Origin of the sequence: Nonomuraea roseola (assembly GCF_039535395.1) — a bacterium.
Lineage (GTDB): Bacteria > Actinomycetota > Actinomycetes > Streptosporangiales > Streptosporangiaceae > Nonomuraea > Nonomuraea roseola.
The window spans coordinates 235745-255356 of the sequence record NZ_BAAAXC010000005.1 but is presented as its reverse complement, the minus strand read 5'-3'; the positions used below and the strand labels follow the sequence as shown (position 1 = coordinate 255356).

At 71.3% G+C, this 19612-nt stretch carries 20 protein-coding genes; 13 read left to right on the top strand and 7 right to left on the bottom strand.

Translation table 11 applies throughout. The features are described from left to right. Positions 1 to 17: 17 nt before the first annotated feature. Positions 18 to 317 (bottom strand): NIPSNAP family protein, encoded by a 300-nt coding sequence (locus ABFX55_RS03040; protein WP_346117373.1) that lies wholly within the window; start codon positions 315 to 317, stop codon positions 18 to 20. A 171-nt stretch (positions 318 to 488) separates the two neighbouring features. Here ABFX55_RS03040 and ABFX55_RS03035 point away from each other — a divergent pair, with 171 nt between their 5' ends. Beyond that, entirely contained in the window at positions 489 to 896 is a 408-nt protein-coding gene (locus ABFX55_RS03035; protein WP_346117371.1) for a RidA family protein, read from the top strand. 109 nt (positions 897 to 1005) lie between these two features. Here ABFX55_RS03035 and ABFX55_RS03030 read toward each other — a convergent pair whose 3' ends face one another. After that, positions 1006 to 1719, bottom strand: a complete 714-nt coding sequence (locus ABFX55_RS03030) for a carbon-nitrogen hydrolase family protein (protein ID WP_346117369.1) — start codon at positions 1717 to 1719, stop codon at positions 1006 to 1008. A gap of 710 nt (positions 1720 to 2429) precedes the next feature. Here ABFX55_RS03030 and ABFX55_RS03025 point away from each other — a divergent pair. The 11 genes from ABFX55_RS03025 to ABFX55_RS02975 all read left to right on the top strand — a co-directional run bounded on the left by ABFX55_RS03025 (position 2430) and on the right by ABFX55_RS02975 (position 14433). Next, positions 2430 to 2591 (top strand): hypothetical protein, encoded by a 162-nt coding sequence (locus ABFX55_RS03025; protein WP_346117367.1) that lies wholly within the window; start codon positions 2430 to 2432, stop codon positions 2589 to 2591. 558 nt (positions 2592 to 3149) lie between these two features. Next, entirely contained in the window at positions 3150 to 4583 is a 1434-nt protein-coding gene (locus ABFX55_RS03020; RefSeq protein WP_346117365.1) for an MFS transporter, read from the top strand. Next, a complete protein-coding gene (locus ABFX55_RS03015; RefSeq protein ID WP_346117363.1) occupies positions 4580 to 6106 on the top strand; it encodes an FGGY family carbohydrate kinase in 1527 nt (508 codons plus the stop codon). Before ABFX55_RS03020 ends, ABFX55_RS03015 begins: the two co-directional genes overlap by 4 nt. Next, entirely contained in the window at positions 6103 to 7776 is a 1674-nt protein-coding gene (locus ABFX55_RS03010) for a glycerol-3-phosphate dehydrogenase/oxidase (protein ID WP_346117361.1), read from the top strand. The genes ABFX55_RS03015 and ABFX55_RS03010 overlap by 4 nt, the downstream gene beginning before the upstream one ends. Continuing rightward, the gene (locus ABFX55_RS03005; RefSeq protein ID WP_346117359.1) at positions 7773 to 9326 is read left to right on the top strand and encodes an FAD-binding oxidoreductase; all 1554 of its coding nucleotides are present in this window, start codon (positions 7773 to 7775) and stop codon (positions 9324 to 9326) included. The genes ABFX55_RS03010 and ABFX55_RS03005 overlap by 4 nt, the downstream gene beginning before the upstream one ends. Positions 9327 to 9336: 10 nt before the next feature. Continuing rightward, positions 9337 to 9948: a glycerol-3-phosphate responsive antiterminator gene (locus ABFX55_RS03000; protein WP_346117357.1), complete on the top strand. Its 612-nt coding sequence runs from the start codon at positions 9337 to 9339 to the stop codon at positions 9946 to 9948. 23 nt (positions 9949 to 9971) lie between these two features. Beyond that, positions 9972 to 10871 carry a DMT family transporter gene (locus tag ABFX55_RS02995; protein ID WP_346117355.1) on the top strand — a complete coding sequence of 300 codons (900 nt, stop codon included), beginning with the start codon at positions 9972 to 9974 and terminating at the stop codon, positions 10869 to 10871. Beyond that, complete coding sequence (locus ABFX55_RS02990) at positions 10871 to 11971, top strand: alcohol dehydrogenase catalytic domain-containing protein (RefSeq protein WP_346117353.1); 1101 nt, start codon at positions 10871 to 10873, stop codon at positions 11969 to 11971. The genes ABFX55_RS02995 and ABFX55_RS02990 overlap by 1 nt, the downstream gene beginning before the upstream one ends. A 194-nt stretch (positions 11972 to 12165) precedes the next feature. Next, positions 12166 to 12723, top strand: coding sequence for a GNAT family N-acetyltransferase (locus ABFX55_RS02985; protein WP_346117351.1), 558 nt, complete (start codon positions 12166 to 12168; stop codon positions 12721 to 12723). Between the two features lie 222 nt (positions 12724 to 12945). Then, a complete protein-coding gene (locus ABFX55_RS02980) occupies positions 12946 to 13674 on the top strand; it encodes a class I SAM-dependent methyltransferase (protein ID WP_346117350.1) in 729 nt (242 codons plus the stop codon). A gap of 99 nt (positions 13675 to 13773) precedes the next feature. Continuing rightward, a complete protein-coding gene (locus tag ABFX55_RS02975) occupies positions 13774 to 14433 on the top strand; it encodes a class I SAM-dependent methyltransferase (protein ID WP_346117349.1) in 660 nt (219 codons plus the stop codon). Positions 14434 to 14570: 137 nt separating this feature from the next. Here ABFX55_RS02975 and ABFX55_RS02970 read toward each other — a convergent pair whose 3' ends face one another. The 5 genes from ABFX55_RS02970 to ABFX55_RS02950 all read right to left on the bottom strand — a co-directional run bounded on the left by ABFX55_RS02970 (position 14571) and on the right by ABFX55_RS02950 (position 17711). Then, positions 14571 to 14993, bottom strand: a complete 423-nt coding sequence (locus ABFX55_RS02970; protein ID WP_346117347.1) for an HflX-like GTP-binding protein — start codon at positions 14991 to 14993, stop codon at positions 14571 to 14573. A 143-nt stretch (positions 14994 to 15136) separates the two neighbouring features. Continuing rightward, positions 15137 to 16342, bottom strand: a complete 1206-nt coding sequence (locus ABFX55_RS02965; RefSeq protein WP_346117345.1) for an MFS transporter — start codon at positions 16340 to 16342, stop codon at positions 15137 to 15139. Positions 16343 to 16370: 28 nt separating this feature from the next. Next, on the bottom strand, positions 16371 to 16589 hold the full coding sequence (locus ABFX55_RS02960; RefSeq protein WP_346117343.1) for a DUF397 domain-containing protein: 219 nt from the start codon (positions 16587 to 16589) through the stop codon (positions 16371 to 16373). Positions 16590 to 16715: 126 nt separating this feature from the next. Continuing rightward, positions 16716 to 17132: a carbohydrate-binding protein gene (locus ABFX55_RS02955; protein ID WP_346117341.1), complete on the bottom strand. Its 417-nt coding sequence runs from the start codon at positions 17130 to 17132 to the stop codon at positions 16716 to 16718. 27 nt (positions 17133 to 17159) lie between these two features. After that, a complete protein-coding gene (locus ABFX55_RS02950) occupies positions 17160 to 17711 on the bottom strand; it encodes a GNAT family N-acetyltransferase (protein ID WP_346117340.1) in 552 nt (183 codons plus the stop codon). Positions 17712 to 19162: 1451 nt separating this feature from the next. On the opposite strand from ABFX55_RS02950, the gene ABFX55_RS02945 reads away from it, so the two are divergent. Further along, the gene (locus ABFX55_RS02945) at positions 19163 to 19426 is read left to right on the top strand and encodes a nuclear transport factor 2-like protein (RefSeq protein WP_346117339.1); all 264 of its coding nucleotides are present in this window, start codon (positions 19163 to 19165) and stop codon (positions 19424 to 19426) included. Positions 19427 to 19612: the final 186 nt, after the last annotated feature.

Here is a 19612-nt window from a genome sequence, read left to right as displayed (position 1 = left end):
GCGTGCGGACCCCTGGCTCATCCCCCGTCCGGAAGTTCGGGAAGCAACGGCCGCATGAAGGTCCGCTCGTAACGGAGCACGCACCCGCTCTCGTCCCTGATGCGGTCGGCTTCGACGAAGTCGGGATGGACGCCGAAGAGGGCGCGGTACTCCTCGTAGGCGGCCAGGCTGGGAAAGCTGAACAGGGCCAGGGCCTTGTCGCTGGCGCCCTCCGCCGGCAGGAAGTAGCCGTGGTGCGTGCCTCCGTGGCGGTTGACCAGTTCGATCCAGCGGCGGCCGAAGCGCTCGAACGCGTCGATCTTAGAAGGGTCGATCACGTACTCGACGACACAAGTGATCACAGTTGACCCTAGCAACCAGCGTCCGCGAAGTTCTGACCGGCAGACCGTCAGGGCGCCCCGTACCCCCGCGGCGAGGCCAGGTCTGTTACGGCGCCAATAATATGCTTTGACACACGATAAGCATGAAGACACCATATGCGAATGCCTATGAATTCTGGTGTCCGACTGGTTCGCAACGACCGGCTCACGCAGGCGGTCGACTACGCCTACGCCGCCGTCGCCGACGCGCCCGTGCGCTCCATCTGGGTGGCCGGCGCGTGCCCGCTCGACATCGACGGCAAGACAGTCGCCGTCGGCGACTACGCGGGGCAGACCCATCAGGTGATGCGCAACCTCGTGACCGCGCTGGAGGGCGCGGGAGCGTCGCTGGCCGACGTCGCCAAGACCACCGTGTACGTGGCCTCCTCCCGGCAGGCCGACCTGGTCAGCGCATGGAAGGTCTACCGCGAGTACATGGGTGAGCACGACGTGCCCAGCACCCTGCTCGGCGTCACCGTTCTCGGCTACAACGACCAGCTGGTCGAGGTCGAGGCAGTCGCGGTGATCCCTGATTGACGGGATCCGCGATCCCCGTCCTGCCCCACGGGGTCCTCGCCGTGGCCGCCGCCGTCACACGCACCACGGCAGGGTGCGGGGTGCTGCCCGGCGACGCCGCGCCGGCGGCTCAGCCGGTGAGCGTGGCGCGGGCGAGGGAGCCTGGCTCGGCGTCGGCGCGGGCGATCACGGCTCCTTCGGGTGACCAGAGGCCCGAGCGGCCCGCGGTGCGCGCGAACCCGCCTCCCGTCGGTCCGGCGAAGCTGGCCACGGCGACCCAGACCCGGTGGTCGGCGACGACGCGGCGGGCCCGCTCCTCCATGATGGGCAGATCCTCCTCCAGCTCGCACACGCCGGCCAGGTAGGCGTCCATCCCCAGTTCGGCGGTCTCGGCAGCCTGCCGCGGCACGCCCATGTCCTTGCAGACGGCCAGGCCCAGCCTCCAGCCGTCGACCTCCAGCACCGAGGGCTTCTCGCCGGGCTGGAAGCGCTCCGGCTCCTCCCCGCCCAGGCACATCTTGCGGTAGGCCAGCAGGACGCCGCTCGCGTCCACGGCCAGCGTCGCGATGGACGGGCGGCCCTGCTCGCCCCGCACGAGGGCGCCCGCCAGGGCGACCGATCCCGTCTCGGCACACGCCTCGACGATCGGGACGAGACGCGGGTCCTCGCAGGTGATGGCGGGGGCGTCCAGTTCGTAGCCGGTCAGCGACAGCTCGGGGAAGACCACCACGCGCGCGCCGGCCGCGCGGACGACGGCGGCGTGGGTCCGCGCGTTCGCGGCCACGTCGAACGCCATGGTCGGCGGCTGGGCGACCGCGATCGTCAGAGGGTCACGATGAAGCATGTCTCGCCCCAGGATCAGGTGATCGTTCGGATGCAGACTACCGGGCGGCCCGCACGACGCTCAGCCGCCGGTTGTGTCATGCCAGGCGCGGCACGGGGTGTCGAGAAGGTTCCGGTCCTGTAGCCCGGCGGCAAGCGAGGTGGACCGTGACGCCAGAGCCGAAGAAAAGGACCGACGGACGACGCGCAGGCCTCGGTCGCGGCCTCGGGAAAACGCACGAAAGGACTCCGAGCCGCCCGGGGAGCGCCATTCTTTTCTGTTTTCCCTCGTGCCTGGAACCGCGATTTACCCATTTCTGGATTGTTGAACGATCCTGGCGCCGATCCTCACCAGGGATTACTCTCTCACGGCATGCCGAATGGCACCCGACGAAGTACCAGGAGCCCGCTGCAAGCTGCGCAAACACTCAATCGATATGCGCTTGGCGTGACGTCATGAGAGCCGGAAACCGCCCTTTTAGAAAGCGGCCCTATTCGCACGCCGAAAGGCCCTCCGCGCCGCGGGGGCAGAACTGCCGAGCGGAGGGCGGCACGGAGAACCGGCGCCTCCGCCGTCCTATGGCGAATTAGAGTTGTGCCCGTCCCCCCGAACAGGCGGAGGGACGGGCAACGGCGCGAGCCTTGCCGGAGCAGGGCGTCGCGGCCGGTGATTCAGCACCTCCAGCCTACGACCTCCCCCTCCGCCCGGGTCGCGCCCGAGAGGGAGTGATCATGTTCAACGACTTCAGTCTGGTGTCCATCAGCGTCCCGCTCACCGGCGACCAGGCTCGGTGGCTCGCGCGACTCGGCTGTCTTCTGGTGGTGGTCGTCGTGCTGGTGCTCGCGTCGCGGCCAGGCACGGGCTGCCCTTGCCTGATCGACGTCCAGCTGTAACGAGGCGGCCGCTGCCCCGCGCCCTAGTGGGCGCGGGGCAGGAACCCCTGCGCAGCACCACGAATCTGCACGACAGCCACAGGACGGCCGTGGCCAGTCCGATCCCCGCGAGGGCGAGCATCACCCGGGACGGCGGCACGCTGTCGCGCCCGGCGGTGGACCACGCCTGGTAGATCCAGGTGTGAACGCCCAGCGTCGCGACGACGATGATGGGGCCCCAGCGCGCTCCCCACGTCAGGCGGTCACTTGGCCTGCGCACCACGAGGCTGGCCCGGCGACGGCCTTCGGGCACCGGCAGGGACGCCCCGACCTCGGCGACCAGCGCCCCCGCCAGGTAGCCGGCGACGCCCAGGAAAGTAGCGGTAACCGCCGCTCCCGGAGGTGAAAGCGCTGGCAGCAGGCCCGGCTTGTTGCTTGACATTCCGGACGACGGGGGCATAGCGTCCCGTCAATCGGCAGGCACAGACGAAGACATCCCTGTCAGTGGTCTTCGTCTGTGCTTTTGTCATTTCCGGACCGCTGGCAAGGGACCTGAACCCCCCTGAAAGGCGGCTGGGCATGAGCGACGCCCCCGTGGCCACCAGTACGACCCGCATCCGCAACGCCGCAGACGCGGCCGGCCTCATCGACACCCTCACGAGCCTGACCGGCAGGGCCAGCTGGATCTGGTTCCTCGCCCTGGCGGGCCTGTTCCTCGACGCCTACTCCAACGCGGCGCTGGGCGCCGGGCTGTCTCCCATGGTCAAGCAGCTCGGCCTGACGCCCACCGAGGTCGGACTGCTCACCGCGATGGCGCCTGCCATCGCCATCGTCTCCAATCCTTTCGGCGGCTGGCTGGCCGCTCGGATCGGCCGGGTCAAGCCGCTGCTCATGACCAAGGTCGTGTTCGCGCTCGGCGCGCTGCTGACCGCGGCCGGCTCCGATTTCCAGACCGTCTTCGCCGGGCGGGCCCTGGTCGGCATCGCCTACGGCATCGACTTCGCGGTGGCCATGGCGCTGCTGGCCGAGTACACCCCGGCCTCGCTCAAGGGCAGGCTCAACTTCTGGCAGGGCGTCTGGTACACCGCCACCACCACGAACCTGCTGCTCACGCTGGTGTTCTATCGCTTCGACGTGGGCGCCGACATCTGGCGCTGGTCCGTGGCCTCCTCGGCCGCCTTCGCGCTCGCGCTGTTCCTGCTCCAGCTGACCTTCCTCGTGGAGAGCCCGACCTGGCTTGCCGCCAAGGGCCGCCTGCGCGAATCCGCCGCGGCCCTGCGCCGGCTGTACGGCTTCGCCGTCCAGGAAGGGCCTCAGGAGGGCGGGTCTGAGGGCGAGACCGCCAGGCAGGTCGGGATACGCGAGGCCGGCGTGCTGTTCCGCCCGCCCTACCTGCCGAGAACGGTGCTGTCCACGGTCATCTCGCTCACCCAGGCCATGCAGTACTTCGCGGTCGGCTGGTACCTGCCGGTGATCAGCCTGGAGCTGTTCGGCAGGGAGTTCGAGAAGGCCACGCTCGGCTCGATGGCCTTCAACGCGGTCGGCATCGTGGGCGGCTGCCTGTCGGCCTACGCGGGCCGCCGGTTGGGGCTGCGGGTCAGCTCGATGACCGGCTACGCGGTGGTGTTCGCCGCGCTGCTGGTGATGGGCGCCACGTTCAAGGAACTGCCGGTCGCACTGGCCGCGCTGCTGCCGGCGCTGTTCATCTTCTTCCACTCGGCCGGGCCTGGCCCGAACGGCAAGTCGATCGCCGCGCTGTCCTACCGCAGCGACATCCGCACCCTGGGCACCGGCGTGACCGGCATGCTCGGCAGCCTCGGCTCGGTCGCGGGCCTGTACCTGTTCCCGCAGTTGCAGGCGGGTATCGGGGTAGGAGCCAGCCTCATGGTGCTGTCAGTGGTGCCGCTGGTCGGCCTGTTCACCTGCCTGGCGATCAAATGGGATCCCACGCGCATCACGATCAACCTGGAACAGGAGGACATCGCGCTGCCGACGGGGGGTCCGCGCGGATGACGGCGAACCGCCGCAGGGGCGTACTCAGCGTCGACGAGGGCACCACGGGAACGCGCGCGGCCATCGTGCTGGACGACGGCCGCGCCACCCCACCCGCCTACCTGCCCATCTCCGTCCACTCCCCTGACCATCTGCGGGTGGAGCAGGACGCGTCCGAGATCTGGGCCAAGACCTCGCTGGTCTGCCGGGAGGCGCTGGAGTGGGCACAGGCGCACGGCGTGGAGATCACCGGCGTGTCGATCGCCACCCAGCGCGCCACGGTGCTGCTGTGGGACACCGTCACAGGGGAGCCGCTGACCCCGGCGGTGGTGTGGCAGGACCGCCGGTACGCTGCCAGGCTGCGCGCGTGGGAGCCCGGCTGGGATGCCCACCTGATCGAGCACACCGGCAGGCCCGTCGGTTCGCGCGCGCCGTTGCTGTGGGCCGCGCAGGAGATCGGCGCCAACCCGGCGGCCCGCCGGGCGCACGCGGCGGGCCGACTGGCCTTCGGGTCGATCGACACCTGGCTGGTGTGGAAACTGACCGGCGGTGCCGTGCACGCCATGTCCGCCACCAACGCCGTCGCCGCCGGCGGCTACGACCTGCGCACCGGCGGCTGGCACGAGCCATGGGTGGACTTCCTCGGCTGCCCGCGCGACGTGCTTCCGCAGATCCTCGACGAGGACGGCGACTACGGGGTCACCGACCCTTCGGTCCTCGGCGCGCGGCTGCCCGTCCTGTCGGTGATGGGCGACCAGCACGCGGCGCTGATCGCGCTCGGCGCGCACCGGCCCGGCCAGGCCATGTGCGTGCACGGCACCGGCACCTTCCTCGACGCCGTCGCCGGCGACCGGCCGCCCGTCCACCGGCGGCAGGTGCCCGGAGTGCTCACGCTCGTCGGCTGGCGCTCGCGCGGCTCGGCGGTGTTCAGCCTGGAGGGCTACGCCGCCACCACCGGTTCGGCCGTGCGGTGGTTGTGCGAGGAGATCGGGCTGTTCGAGTCGCCCGCCCAGCTGGCCGCGCTCGCCCGCGAGCACCCTGGGCCCAGCCGGGTGCGCTTCGTGCCCGCGCTGGCCGGGCTGCGCACCCCCGTCTGGTCGCCCGAGGCCACCGGCGTCCTCACCGGCCTCAGCCTGTCCACCACCAGGGCCGAGCTGGCTCGCGGCGTGCTCGAAGGCATCGCCCACTCGGTGTGCGACCTGCTCGACGGCGTGGAGGAGGCGATGGGCGCGCCGGTGACCGAGCTGTTCTGCGGCGGCGGTCTGGCCAGCAGCGACGAGCTGATGGCGGGCCAGGCCGACCTCATCGGCCGGCCCGTGCGCCGCGCCGGCGCCAACGAGAGCGCCAGCCTGCGCGGCGCCGCCTATCTCGGCGGCGTGCGCGCGGGGCTGTGGCCGGACCTGTCCACCGTCGTCGCCGGCCTCGGCGACGTCCCCGTCTTCGAGCCCGCGCTTCCCGACACCGCGCGCAGGCAGGCCCGCGCCGAATGGCGCGACCTGCTCACCCGGCACATCGCTCACGCACAGGAGGAAACCCCCTCGTGATCCGGCTTCCCGAACGCAGACCCAGATCGGAGACCAGGAGCGCCATCCGGCGTACGCCGCTGCGGCTGGACCGCCAGGCGCAGATCGAACGGCTGGCCTCCGGGCCGGTCGACGTCCTCGTCGTCGGCGGTGGCGTGACCGGCTGCTACACCGCGCTGGACGCCGCCGCCAGAGGCCTGAGCGTGGCGCTGGTGGAGCGGGACGACTTCGCCTCGGGCACCTCCTCCAAGTCCTCCAAGATGGTGCACGGCGGCCTGCGCTACATCGAGCAGGGCAACCTGCCGCTGGTGCGCCGCTCGCTGCTGGAGCGGCAGCGTTTCCGCCGCAACGCGCCCCACCTGGTACGGCGGCTGCCGTTCGTGCTGCCCATCCTCACCCAGGACGGCGTCTTCGACGCCCGCGTCGCCAAGGCCTTCGAGGGCCTGTTGTGGACCTACGACCTGGCGGGCGGCTGGCGCATCGGCCGGCTGCATCAGCGGCTCAGCGCCTCCGAGGTGCTGGCCAGGGCGCCGCGGCTACGCGCCGACCGGCTCAGGGGCGGGCTGCTCTACTACGACAGCCGCGCCGACGACGCCCGGCTGACCCTGACCATCGCCAGGACCGCCGCCCACTTCGGCGCGACCGTGCTGAACGGCGCCGCCTGCCGCGAGCTCGTCAAGGAGGGCGGCCGGGTGCGCGGAGCGCACGTCGAGGTGGACGGGCGGACCGTCGAGGTGCGTGCGGGGGTGGTCGTCAACGCCACCGGCGTCTGGTCCGACACCCTCGACGCGTACTCCGACGCCGGCCACCGGCCGCGCGTCCGCCCCGCCAAGGGCGTGCACATCGTGGTGCCGTGGACCCGGCTGCCCGTCGACGGCACCGTGACCGTGCCCGTGCCCGGCCGGGCACGGCGCGCCACCTGCACCCGCTGGGGCGACGTGGTCGTGATCGGCACCACCGACACCGACTACGACGGCTCACTGGACGAGGTGCTGTGCACCCGCGAGGAGATGCGGTACCTGCTCGACGGCGCCAACACCGCCTTCGACGCCGACCTCACCCCCGACGACGTGGTCGGCTCGATGGCCGGGCTGCGGCCCCTGGTGGGGTCCAAGGAGGGCGCCACCCTCGACATGAGCCGCGACCACCGCATCTCCACCGACGCCAACGGCCTGGTCACCGTCACCGGAGGCAAGCTCACCACCAGCCGGCACATGGGCGAACTGGTGATCGACAAGGCGCTGCAGGTGCTCGGACGCCAGGCGCGCTGCCGTACGGCACGCCTGCCCCTGCTCGGCGGCGCGGGCTACGACGCGGAGGCGACCACCGCCACCGGCGGGCTCGGCGCCCACCTGGGCGAGCGGTACGGGACCGAGACCCGCTTCCTCGCCGACCTCATCGCCGAGGACCCTGCGCTGGCCGAGCCGGTCGTGGAGGGCAGCGAGCACCTGCGGGCCGAGGTGGTGTACGCGGCACGGTGCGAGCTGGCCAGGAACGTCGACGACGTGCTGTCGCGGCGCACCCGTATGCGGCTGTTCGCCCGCGACCTGTCGGTGAAGGCCGCCCCCGAGGTCGGCCGGCTGCTGCAGCGCGAGCTGGGGCTCTCCGACGACGAGGTGGCCAGGCAGGTCGAGGACTACGTGCGCGGCGTGGACCGCGAGAAGAGCGTTCTGATGGAGGGACTTTCATGATCAGCAGGCAGACCGTCACCCATCCGTTCAACAGGGGCGACTACGTCGTCGGCGCGCCCACCCCGCCGCGCTGGGCCGCCGACTGCCCGCCGGGGAAGGGCGAGGCCAGCCTGCAGGGCGAGGTGGTGCGCGTTCCCGAGGACGTGGTCGCCGAGCTTCGCGCGGTCTGCGCCGCGGTGCACACCGCCAGGGACGAGGTGATCCTGCGCACCCGCGACTGGTGGGCGGGCACCTCCATCGGCGAGACCGACGGCAACCCTGCCACCCCCGAGGCGGTGGTCGTCGAGGCGGCCGACGAGGAGCAGGTGACGGCGGTGGTGCGGATCTGCCATCGGCACCGCATCCCGCTGACCGTCTCCGCGGGGCGCAGCAACGTGCTGGGCGCGGCGCTGCCGGTCTTCGGCGGGGTCGTGCTGGACGTGTGCAGGCTCAACCGGATCCTCTCCTACGACGCGGAGTCGATGATCGTCGAGGTGCAGGCGGGCATGTTCGGCGACCTGTTCGAGAAGGAGTTGCAGGAGGTGCACGCCGCCACGACCGGGCACTGGCCCTCCGCTTTCGCCATCTCCACCGTCGGCGGCTGGGCGGCCTGCCGCGGCGCGGGCCAGCTGTCCACCCGCTACGGCAAGATCGAGGACATGGTCGTCGGGCTGGACGTGGTGCTGCCCGACGGAACCACCGCCACCTACGGCGCCTACCCGCGCGCCGCCGTCGGGCCGGACCTGCGGCAGCTGTTCATCGGCTCGGAGGGCACCCTCGGGGTGATCACCCGGCTGCGGCTGCGCACCCATCGGCTGCCGGCGTACGCCGTGGCGCGGGCCTACGGGTTCGACACCTTCGCCGCCGGGCTGGAGGCGTGCAGGGAGATCCTGCAGCGCGGCGCGACCCCGGCCGTGCTGCGGCTGTACGACGAGCAGGAGAGCGGCACCCACTTCGGCGAGCCTGGCACCAACCTGCTGCTCATCGCCGACGAGGGAGAGCCGGTGCTGGTCGACGCCACCATGGCCGTGGCCGCCGAGACGTGCGGGGAGCGCGCGTCTGTGACGCTGGACGGCGAGGCGGTGTTCGCCAGGTGGTTGGATGAGCGGATGCTCGTCGGCAAGGCCGGCGACGGCTTCGCCAAGGGGCCGGGGTTCGTCGCCGACACCTGCGAGATCGCCGCCCCCTGGGCCGCGTTGCCGGACATCTACCGCGAGGTGGTGGCCGCCATCGAGGGTGTGCGGGGCACCCTGCGCGCCTCGGCGCACCAGTCGCACGCCTACACCGACGGCGCCTGCCTGTACTTCTCGCTGCGCGGCGACGTCGAGCGCGGCCGCCGCCGTGAGTGGTACAGGGCCGCCTGGGACGCCGCCGCGCAGGTGCTCATCAGGCACGGCGCCGCGATCAGCCACCACCACGGCGTCGGCCTGCTGCGCTCGCCGTACATGGAGCAGGCGCTCGGCAGCGGCTATCCCACTCTGGTGGCGGTCAAGCAGGCCCTCGACCCGCACGGCATCATGAACCCGGGCAAGCTGGGCCTGCCCAGCCCCTTCGGATCCGTCGCTCATTAAGGTGGATGCGGTGAACCATCGTCACAAGCGTCCCATCGACCGGCGGCTGCTCTCCGCCCTGGCCGAGCACCCCGTCGTGGCGTCGCTGGTGGGCGTGGAGACGGTGGAGCGATTCACCACCACCGCCGCCCCCCTCGGCATCCTGGCCTCCATCCCGCTCGGAGACCTGGCGGCGACCGTCAGGCAGACCCTTGCCGCGGGGAAGATCGGGTTCGTCAACATCGACTCCACCCCCGGGCTGGGCCACGACCCCGGCGCGCTGGCCTACCTGCAGCAGATCGGGGCGGTCGGGATCTGCTCCACCCGGCAGGCGATGATCGAGCGGGCCGCCGGGCTCGGGCTGCTGACCATGCAGAAGGTGTTCGTGACAGACCGGTCCAACCTGCGGCGGAGCATGCAGTCCATCGCCAGGTCGCAGCCCGACCTGGTGCAGCTCATGCCGGCCGTGGTGCTGCGCTACGTCGAGCGGCAGGCCAGGGAGGTCGGCGTGCCGTACCTGGCCGCGGGGTTCGTGCAGGCAGAGGACGACGTGGTGGAGGCGCTTGGCCACGGCGCCGCCGGCGTGTGCACCTCCGAGGAGCGGCTCTGGGAGCTGCGCCGCTCCGCGCTGCGCGCCTCCTGATCCGCACGCGGAAGGACCGTTCGATGACGCCTGTCCAGGTGCGGGAAGCCTCGCGTGCCGCGCCCGCCCGGTGGTCGCCGGCGCCCGCGGTGTTCGTCGTGCTGTGGAGCAGCGCGTTCATCGCCGGTATCCCGGGGGTGCTGGCCGCGCCGCCGCTGCTGCTGATGTTCGCCCGGTTCGCCGTGGCCGGGGTGCTGCTCGCAGGGTACGCGCTGGTCAGACGCGTGCCGTGGCCGCGAGGGCGGGCGCTGGCGCACGTGGCGGTCTCCGGGCTGCTGATCCAGGCCGTGCAGTTCGGCGCCTTCTACAGCGCGCTCGGCGCCGGGCTGCCCGCCGCGGTCGTCTCCCTGGTTCAGGGGCTGAACCCGGTCGTCATCGTGCTGGCCTCGCGCGTGCTGGGCGAGCGGATAGGCGCCGGGCAGTGGGCCGGCTTCGCGCTCGGCGCGGCCGGGGTGGTTCTCGCGGTGGCCGACCGGGTCAGCCTGTCCCCCCTCGGGGTGGCGCTGTGCCTGGCCGGGCTGGCGGGGCTCAGCGCGGGCACGCTCTACCAGCAGCGCTTCGTGCCCCGTATGCATGCGCTGACCGGCACCGCCGTACAGCTGCTCGTCAGCGCCCCTGCGGTCGGCCTGGCCTGCTTGGCGGCAGGGCCCGTGCGTGTGTCCGACTGGAGCGCCTTCGGGCTCTCGGTGGCGTGGATGGCGCTGGTCAACTCCATCGCGGCGTTCATCCTGCTCAACCGGATGCTGCTGCGCTCACCTGCCAGCCGGGTCAGCACGGTGTTCTTCCTGACCCCCGCGGTGACCGCCGTACTGGCCTGGCTGCTCGCAGGACAACCACTGCACCCGCTCGCGATCGCCGGCCTGATCCTGGGCGGCTGCGGGGTGCTGCTCGCCAACCTCTCGACAAGAACAAGGGTGATCTGATGCGGATTCGCGGAGCGGTCCTGGAAGAGATCGGCAGGAGCAGGCCCTACGCCGAGTCGCGGCCGCTCTCGGTCTGCGACCTGGAGCTGGACCCGCCGGGCCCTGGCGAGCTGCTCGTCAGAGTGGAGGCGGCGGGCGTGTGCCACTCCGACCTGTCGGTGGTCGACGGCAACAGGACGCGCCCGGTGCCCATGCTCCTCGGACACGAGGCGGCGGGCGTGGTGGAGCAGGTCGGACCAGGAGTGACCGGCCTCACCCCGGGGCGACGCGTCGTCATGACCTTCCTGCCCAGGTGCGGCGGCTGCGACGGCTGCGCCACCGACGGCGTCGCGCCCTGCCTTCCCGGCAGCGCCGCCAACAACGGCGGCACCCTGCTGAGCGGCGCCGTCCGCCAGCACAGGGACGGCACGCGGGTGCTGCACCACCTCGGGGTGTCGGCGTTCGCCACCCACGTGGTGGTCGACCAGCGCTCGGCCGTCCCCGTCGACGACGACGTGCCGCCCGAGGTCGCCGCGCTGCTCGGCTGCGCCGTACTGACCGGCGGAGGCGCGGTGCTCAACGTCGGCAGGCCCCGCGCGGGGCAGACCGTCATGGTCGTCGGGCTCGGCGGCGTCGGCATGGCGGCGCTGCTCACCGCACGTGCCCTCGACGGCGTCAGGGTCGTCGGCGTGGACGCCAACCAGGACAAGCTCGCCACCGCGCGCGAGCTGGGCGCGCACGAGGCATACCTCCCTGCCGACCTGCCGGAGAAGGCGGAGATCGTGGTGGAGGCGGCGGGCAGCGCCCCGGCGTTCGAGACGGCGGTGAACGCGACCGCCCCCGGCGGCCGCACCGTCAGCGTGGGGCTGCCCGCGCCGCACGCCCGCGTCTCGATCTCGCCGCTCGCACTGGTGGCCGAGGGTCGCAGCATCGTCGGCAGCTACCTGGGCTCGGCGCTGCCCGCCAGGGACATCCCGGTGTTCGCGCGCATGTGGCGCGAGGGCAGGCTACCGGTGGAGAAGCTGATCTCGGCCAGGATCGGGCTCTCGGCCGTCAACGAGGCGATGGACCACCTGGCCGACGGCACCGCGCTCCGCCAGGTGATCGTCTTCGACCGATAGGCGCCTGCCGAGGCGGGGTCGCGTCGGCCCGCCGAGCGGCGGCGAAGGGTCGCGGCTGCGGGAGGTGGCGGACGTGCGGGGGGGCGGACGTGCGGCGGCGGGCGTGCAGGGGCGGCGTGCGGGGGCGCGGAACAGCGTGCCGGACGGCCGTGCGAGGATCCGGGGATCGTGCACGACCACTGTGGAGGATGAGAATGTTCGCCGTTCCCCTGGGTGATGGAGCTGAGCTTCGGCCACTGGAGCCCTGGCAGGCCGAGGAGTTCCTCGCCCACATGGATCGCGGCCGTGAGTTCGTCGGCCAGCACGTCGGGCTCCCCGACGTGGTGGGCGACCTCGACTCCGCGCGCAGATGGCTCCAGTCGTACGCCGACAGGGCCGCCGCCGACACCGGGCGGCTGTACGGCATCTGGCTCGACGGGCTCCTCGTCGGCGGCGTCCTGTTCAGGGTGTTCGAGGCGGGCATGGGCACCTGCGAGGCCGGTTGCTGGCTGGAGCCGGCCGCCGCTGGACGCGGCCTGGTCACCCGCGCGGCGCGCGTCATCATCGACTGGGCGATCAAGGAGCGCGGCATGCACCGGGTGGAGTGGCAGGTCTCCTCCAAGAACACGCCGAGCATCAACGTGGCCAGGCGGCTGGGCATGAGCCGCGACGGAGTCCAGCGAGAGAACAGCCTCCACCGGGGCGTACGGCAGGACACCGAGATCTGGTCGGTGCTCGCGCCCGAATGGCGTTCCGCGCGCAGCACCCCCTGACGGGCTCTCCCGTCAGACCGCGTGCGATCACGTGAGGCGGCGGAGGGGGGTGACGGTGTGACGGTAGTCGCCCGCGCTCCCCTGGCCGCACCTCCCCCCGTGGAGCGACGGCCGGGCTGCCACCGCGGTCGTTCAGCGAACCAGACGATGGCCGGACCCTGCGAGCTCGCGCCGGCCGAAAACACGTCGCCGGAGCGCCTGATCGCCGGATATGGTCGCCGGGTGCCCGATGCGATCTTCTCCCACCCTCGTCTCGCACCCGTCTACGACGCCTTCGACGGTGCGCGCGACGATCTGACGGCCTACCTCGACATCGTCGAGGAGCTGGGCGCCGACCATGTGCTCGACGTCGGCTGCGGGACGGGATCCCTGGCCGTCATGCTCGCCGAGAGCGGCCGCACTGTCGTGGGAGTCGATCCGGCCGAGGCGTCACTTGAGATCGCGAGGTCGAAGGATCGAACCACAGGCATCACCTGGGTCCACGGTGATGCCACGACCGTGCAGGGGCTCGGCGCTGATCTCGCCCTGATGACGGGAAACGTGGCGCAGGTCTTCCTCACCGACGACGACTGGACACGGACGCTCCAGGGCATCCACGCCGCGCTTCGTCCGCACGGCCACCTCGTCTTCGAGACAAGGCGTCCCGAACGCCGGGCATGGGAGGATTGGGCCGCCGACCCCGCTCCCACCGTCCTCGACGTCCCGGGGAGCGGGCCGGTGGAGCAGCGCCTTGAGGTCACCGACGTCAGCCTTCCGCTGATCTCCTTCCGCCACACCTACAGGTTCCTGTCGGACGGCGCGGTGGTCACCTCCGACTCCACTCTCCGCTTCCGAGGCCGCGAGGAGGTGGAGTCGAGCCTGGCCGCGCACGGTTATCGCGTGCTGGACGTGCGAGAAGCCCCTGATCGTCCAGGTCGCGAGTTCGTGTTCGTCTCCGAGCGCACGACCTGAGGTCGTCGGGGCGGTCCGCTCCCGCACCGATCTCACCATCCGGTCCCGGAGGCGCCGGGGAGACCGCGCGCGGGAGCGCTGATCGTTACCGTGATCGTCATGACGCTGATGTCTCGCCTCGACCGTTTCAACCGGCGGCACCCGTGGAGCCACAACGACCACTACGGACCCTGGGTCGCGTCCCAGGTGGCCGCCTCCGGCGCCCGCACCGTTCTCGACGTCGGGTGCGGCACAGGCAACCTCGTCGCTCTGCTCAGCCGCCGCCCCTCCACCGTCACCGGGCTCGAGCCTCATCCCGCGACCGCCCGCGCCGCGGCGGAGCGCTTCGCCGACAAGTCCGCGATCACCGTCGTCAACACCGACTTCGCCGGACGCCCCCAGGGACGCTGGGACGCCGTCACCCTCGTCGCCGTCCTGCATCACCTCCCCCTGGCACCCACCCTTCGCGAGCTGCGCGGCTGTCTCACCCCAGGCGGGCGCCTCGTGGTCGTCGGCTGCTACCGGGAGTCAGGACCCGCCGATCTGCTCGCCGCCCTGCCCGCCATGGCGGCCAATCCGATCATGGGGCTGGTCAAACACCCGGCCCGCGCCGACGCGCCGCCCTTGCACATGACGGCGCCCACCACCGAGGCCCAGGAGACCCTCGCCGACATCCGGGCCGCGGCCGCGAGGGAGCTGCCCGGCACCCGGATCCGGCGTCGCCTCTTCTGGCGATACACCCTGGTCTACGACGCCCCGCCGGCCGCAGCGGGGCTCTGACCGCGGGGATCTGACGCCGCATCGACACCGCTGACCAGCCGGGACATGAGGCCGTGCGTCCTCAGGGGGAGCTCCTGACGGTTCCCGGGAGCGGCCCGCAGGGCGGAGGAGGGCGGACGCCGGAGGCTGGCCCGAGATCACGCCCGCAGGTCGGTGGAGCTGATCACAGGGCAGCCGACGAGCTCCGCGAGCACGTCGCGCTGGTGATCCGTCAGCGGATGGAGAAAGACGACCGCGTCGGCGCCGCTCTCCTCACGAGCGAGCGCGATCTCGCGCGCCTTGCCCGCGCTCACCAGCGTGCGCGAGGAGTAGGGCCTGTCCATCGCCTTCACGCCGCCGTCGGAGACGCCCCGGCGCTGCACCACGCATCCCACCACGCGAGCGCCGAGGGCCGTCACCGACTCGGCGAGTTCGGCCATGAGGGTGGCGTGCCGCCTCTGCTTGGCGGAGAAGAATCCGACGAGGAGGACGTCCCCGCCCGACAGGGTCACCGGTGGGGAGTCCCGCCGCCTCTTCGGGCGTGGGGTGCGGCCCCGCCGTTGACGTCCGTGCCACTTCACGATGGACACCGTAGCGCTCGCACGCCAGGCGCCCTGCCTGTCTTTCCCTGCGGGACCCGCGACCGGCCGGGCCACCACCCCACCAGGCCGGCACCCGCCAGGCGCGCGACCGGCCGGGTCACCGCCCACCAGGCCGGCACCCGCTAGGCGCGCGGCCGGCGGGGCCAGGCCAGCAGCGCGGCGACGGCCACCAGGCCCGAGGCGGCCAGGAACGGCGCGCTCAGCCCGAACAGGCGCGCCAGCACGCCGCCCATCAGCGCCCCCAGGCCCGCCGCGCCCATCCCGAAGAGGCGGAACGCCGCGACCACGCGTCCGAGCAGGTCGTCGGGGGTCAGGGCCTGGCGGGCCGACCCGACGGCCACGCTGGTCAGCGTCGCTCCCGCGCCGCCGACGGCGAGCAGGACGCCCGTCAGCCAGACGTTCGCGCCCGCGAGGACGCCCAGCCACACCAGCGCCTGGACGGCGAGCGCGAGAGCCGTCGTCTGCCGGTAGGACAGCCGCCTGGTGAGGGCGCGGGCCCGCCATCCTGCGACGACGCCGCCGACCGCGCCCGCGGCCACCAGCGCGCCGTACGCCGCGGCCGGCACGGCGAGCACCTCCGTGGCGTACAGCACGAAGGTGGCAAGGACGAGGTTGAAGCCGCAGTTGTAGGCGCCGAGGCTCAGCGCGAGCACCCGCAGCTCCCGCGTTCCGAACACGTGGCGCAGGCCCGCCCGCACTGCGGAGAGCAGGCCCTCGCGGGCGGCGCCTGCCGTACCGGTGTCGGGCAGCCGGCGCACCAGCCAGGCCGAGACGAGGAACGAGGCGGCGTCGATCGCGAACGGCAGAGCTCGGGCCAGCGCGAACGCGGCCGAGCCGAGAGGAGGTCCGAGGAGCCCTCGCCCGATGTTGTCCAGCGCCCAGAACCGGCCGTTCACGTGGGCGAGCGCGTCCTTGTCCCGCCCCGCGACCGCCGGAATGGTCGCCTGCGCCGCGGAGTCGAAGAAGCACTGCGCGGCGCCCACGGCCAGCACCGCCGCCACCAGCGCGGGGACGCTCGCGCTGCCGGTGACGACCAGGACGGCGGCGACGGTGAGGACCAGCGCCCTGACCAGGTCGGCCGCCAGCATGACCCGCCGCCGGTTCCAGCGATCGACGAGAGCGCCCGCGGGCAGGCCGATGACCAGCCAGGGCACGAAGAAGGCGGCCGTCACCGCCGCGACGGCGAGCGGATCCCTGGTCAGGGAGGCGGCGAGGAGCGGGGCCGCCGTCAGGAACGCGCCGTCGCCGGTGACGGAGACGCCGGTCGCCGCGAGCAGCGGAACGACGCCACGAGATCCTGTCCCGCGCCGTCGCGCCGCTCGCGCCATCGCCTCCCGCCGTCAGGCCGTCAGCTCGTCAGGCGGTCAGCTCGTCGATCTCGAACTGTCCCGCGTGGACGCCCCGCAGGAAGGCCGACCACTCCCGCTCGTCGAAGACGAGGATCGGGCCCGCTCCGTCGTGCTTCGTGTCGCGGACAGCGATGGCGCCGTCCGCGTAGGCGATCTCCACGCAGGCGCCGTCGGCGCTGAACGTGCTCTTGCGCCACTGCGCTCGGCTGAAGTCGGGGTCTGCCATGTGCGCCTCCCACGTCGGGGGTGAACGACCGCACCTATCGAAACCCGATCATGGAGCCGAAGCAAGCCCTTGACATCCGGGCGCGCCACCGCGGGCGTGATGCCCCTCGGTGGCGCGCGCGAGTCGTCAGGCCAGGATCTCCACGTAGTCGAAATTGGGGCAGCCGCCCGCCGTGGTGGCGGTGTTGACGAAACCGGTGCCCGAATAGCCCGCGCGATCGGACTCCACCGCGCCCTGCGAGATCGTCGCGTTCTCGGCCTCCAGCCTCGTCCCCGTCGCCTCCACCGGCTTGCAGGCGCGCAGGTCGGTCAGCAGCAGGGGCCAGTTCTGCAGCGATCCCGAGGTGTCGCCGAGCGAGCGCTGGATGCCCCACTTGGGGGCTCGATGGTCCGCGCGCCGTTCAGCCTCGTGGCCGTCGTGGCTCTGGTATCCGAGGGTCAGCCCATCGATTGGAAGATCGTTGCAAGCGTCGGGATACTCGGGATGATGATCAACAACTTCGACTGATCTTCGCGACGGGCACCCCCTCGGGCACGTCGCCAAGCTGGTGACGCTCGGCGACCGTGCGTGTCAGGCCCGGTGCCACTCGGGCTCCAAGATGGAATGCACGACGGAGTCTCGCCACCGGCCACCTACGTTGATGTGGCCACGGATGCGGCCTTCCTCGATCATGCCGAGCTTGGTCATCACGCGCGCCGAGGGCTGGTTGTCGGGGCCGCGCGCCCCCCAGAGGCGGTACAGGCCGAGCTCGTCGAAGCCGAGCCGCAGCAGGAGCCGAACCACCTCGCTACCAAGGCCCTGGCCCCACAGGTCCGCGCGTAGAGCGAAGCCGAGCTGCCCGCTGGACTGCCCTGGATGCTGGGTGTCGATGGCTAGCCGCGCGAAGGCTGCCAGGTGCCCGGAGGGCAGAACCGCGGCGAGCGAGTACTCGGTCCGCGGCTCTACCCGGGCTGCGGCGGTGACGTTGGAGATGGTCGTCTCCACCTGGTCGCGGTCGCGCGGCTCGAAGCTCATGTGCTCGACAACCCTCGGATCGCCGTAGATGTCGGTGAGCGCGTCCACGTCGTCGGGGGTGAACTCGCGCAAGCCGAGTCGGGGGGAGGTGATCAGGACGGGATACATGTCTGCCGACCCTAGTGGCCGCGTGGCAGCGCGGCCCGTGCCGATACGGACGTCTGGCGACTGTGGATGGTTGTCGGTGAATGACTTTCTGTTGGGGCTCCTGATCCGAGATGGGCAAGCGCCGCGAGAATGGCGTCACACGGCCCAAACGAGCAGCATCGCCGCAAATCACGGTGAGTGACCGGGATACCGGCCGATGTGCTGAGAAGTCAGGGGTGTTCAACAACCCCATCGGCCAGTGTCCTGCAGCAGCTTGCACGCTGACGCCTTCACGTGCACTTCTCCTCCGACACCGGCGACTGGAAGAGGAACCGATGCCCGAGGAAATCACCCTGCGGGGTGTTCCCCAGGACAGCATCCGCGCTATCGCAGATAACTAGTGATCTGCGATAGCGCGATCCCGGCGCTGGCGGTGGGGAGGAGGTTTACGCGCCGGTGCGCCCGGTGAGTTCCTGGCGCAGGGCGAGGTTCTCCGCGTGTGCCTTCTCGGAGTCCTGGTACCAATCGCGGAAAATCCAACGGATATGGGTCTGACCTGCCTGGATAGAGCTTGACCCGTCGTCCCCTGAGCGTGTTTCTCAAGGAGTCTCAGCAGGTCAGCAGAAACATTGCGGCTCATTGACTTCGACGCGGAAGGCGACCGGACGGTGGCGTTCAGTATGGGGGCGGCGTACCCCCACCGCCGCGATCGGGTGACAGGTAGCCGCTACCCGGACGCCACAATCTCACCGGCCGTGACCTGAGGAGGGTTCGGAAGCAGGGAGGCAAGATTCTCCCGCACGAAGTCCGCAGCTCTTTTGGTGGATTCTTCGGCCCCAGCTTGATCTTCGAAGACGCTGGTGGAAACCATCACCCCATCCCCAGCATCGACCCAGTAGTAAGCCACGAACCCGGGTACCTGGCCAAGGAGCGGCACGAACCCCTCACCCACTCGGCGCGCCGCCTCGGCGGGATCGGTTACCCCCTCGTATCGCCGTACCGTTGCGTACATACTGATCCTCCTCCCTGGGCCGCAAAAGGCCATGTGGGGCGACATACCCCCGCCATTCGTCCTCAGAGACCAAGGGTCTGCAAACGCATGCTCGGGATCACATGGCTGTGGGCGTGATGTGGTTACACTCCGGCCGCGGCGGCGGAGGCGGGCTCGCGCTTTTACGCCTCGAGCGCGGGGATGACCACGGCGTGAGCCCGGTCACCTGCTGTGACCTGGGGTGACACTCCTACTTTGGGGCTCATCGCACGGACCCGAGCGGAGGGCCAACTTCGGTGATCATCGTGTCCTGTGGATCGGTATGGCGGCGCGGGGAATCGGCGCCTGGTTTCACCGCCATTTACGCCGACCTCGAAGCCGCCGTCGGACGCCTCCCCACCGATCAGTAGAACGCCACTGACCCGGGCGGACTCAATCGCGTGTACCTGGTTGCACGAGTCTTACCGACACCCCGCATCGGATGCACGAGCTGACCGGGTTGGACATCCGGGCCATCAGCATCGACGAGCTCATTGCCGACGTTCCCACTCGCGTGGTGGTGGTGGCCACGAACAGTGGCACCGACATCCACGGCAACCCGTGGAGGATGACCGTTCTCGAGCTGGTCGACGTGGCGAACGGAAAGATCACCAAAAAGCGTTCGTTCTACCAGGACACCGCGCTTCTACGGGATATCGCACTCGAACGCGAGGCGGCACTCGCACAGAAGGCCGGAGAGGCCTGATCGCCCAGCACGCCCCTTTCACGCACGTCGCCGAAGCAGAGCGGTACGAGCAGCCGTCGAGTACGCGGTGCCGATCAGCGGAAACACCGTTCATGATCCACTCTATGTGGGTTTCGGGCTCATGTGGGCCGACCCCCTCCTGGCCGCTTGGCCACCACGTGAGTGAAGCGAGGGCGCACCGCGTCG

What these genes read in the sequence shown, in the direction of transcription:
- ABFX55_RS03005 (WP_346117359.1), top strand. Translation starts at nt 7,773, where the DNA reads ATGATCAGCAGGCAGACCGTCACCCATCCGTTCAACAGGGGCGACTAC.
- ABFX55_RS03025 (WP_346117367.1), top strand. Translation starts at nt 2,430, where the DNA reads ATGTTCAACGACTTCAGTCTGGTGTCCATCAGCGTCCCGCTCACCGGC.
- ABFX55_RS02945 (WP_346117339.1), top strand. Translation starts at nt 19,163, where the DNA reads ATGCACGAGCTGACCGGGTTGGACATCCGGGCCATCAGCATCGACGAG.
- ABFX55_RS02990 (WP_346117353.1), top strand. Translation starts at nt 10,871, where the DNA reads ATGCGGATTCGCGGAGCGGTCCTGGAAGAGATCGGCAGGAGCAGGCCC.
- ABFX55_RS02965 (WP_346117345.1), bottom strand. Translation starts at nt 16,342, where the DNA reads ATGGCGCGAGCGGCGCGACGGCGCGGGACAGGATCTCGTGGCGTCGTT.
- ABFX55_RS02985 (WP_346117351.1), top strand. Translation starts at nt 12,166, where the DNA reads ATGTTCGCCGTTCCCCTGGGTGATGGAGCTGAGCTTCGGCCACTGGAG.
- ABFX55_RS02975 (WP_346117349.1), top strand. Translation starts at nt 13,774, where the DNA reads ATGACGCTGATGTCTCGCCTCGACCGTTTCAACCGGCGGCACCCGTGG.
- ABFX55_RS03015 (WP_346117363.1), top strand. Translation starts at nt 4,580, where the DNA reads ATGACGGCGAACCGCCGCAGGGGCGTACTCAGCGTCGACGAGGGCACC.
- ABFX55_RS02960 (WP_346117343.1), bottom strand. Translation starts at nt 16,589, where the DNA reads ATGGCAGACCCCGACTTCAGCCGAGCGCAGTGGCGCAAGAGCACGTTC.
- ABFX55_RS03030 (WP_346117369.1), bottom strand. Translation starts at nt 1,719, where the DNA reads ATGCTTCATCGTGACCCTCTGACGATCGCGGTCGCCCAGCCGCCGACC.
- ABFX55_RS03020 (WP_346117365.1), top strand. Translation starts at nt 3,150, where the DNA reads ATGAGCGACGCCCCCGTGGCCACCAGTACGACCCGCATCCGCAACGCC.
- ABFX55_RS02950 (WP_346117340.1), bottom strand. Translation starts at nt 17,711, where the DNA reads ATGTATCCCGTCCTGATCACCTCCCCCCGACTCGGCTTGCGCGAGTTC.
- ABFX55_RS03035 (WP_346117371.1), top strand. Translation starts at nt 489, where the DNA reads ATGAATTCTGGTGTCCGACTGGTTCGCAACGACCGGCTCACGCAGGCG.
- ABFX55_RS02995 (WP_346117355.1), top strand. Translation starts at nt 9,972, where the DNA reads ATGACGCCTGTCCAGGTGCGGGAAGCCTCGCGTGCCGCGCCCGCCCGG.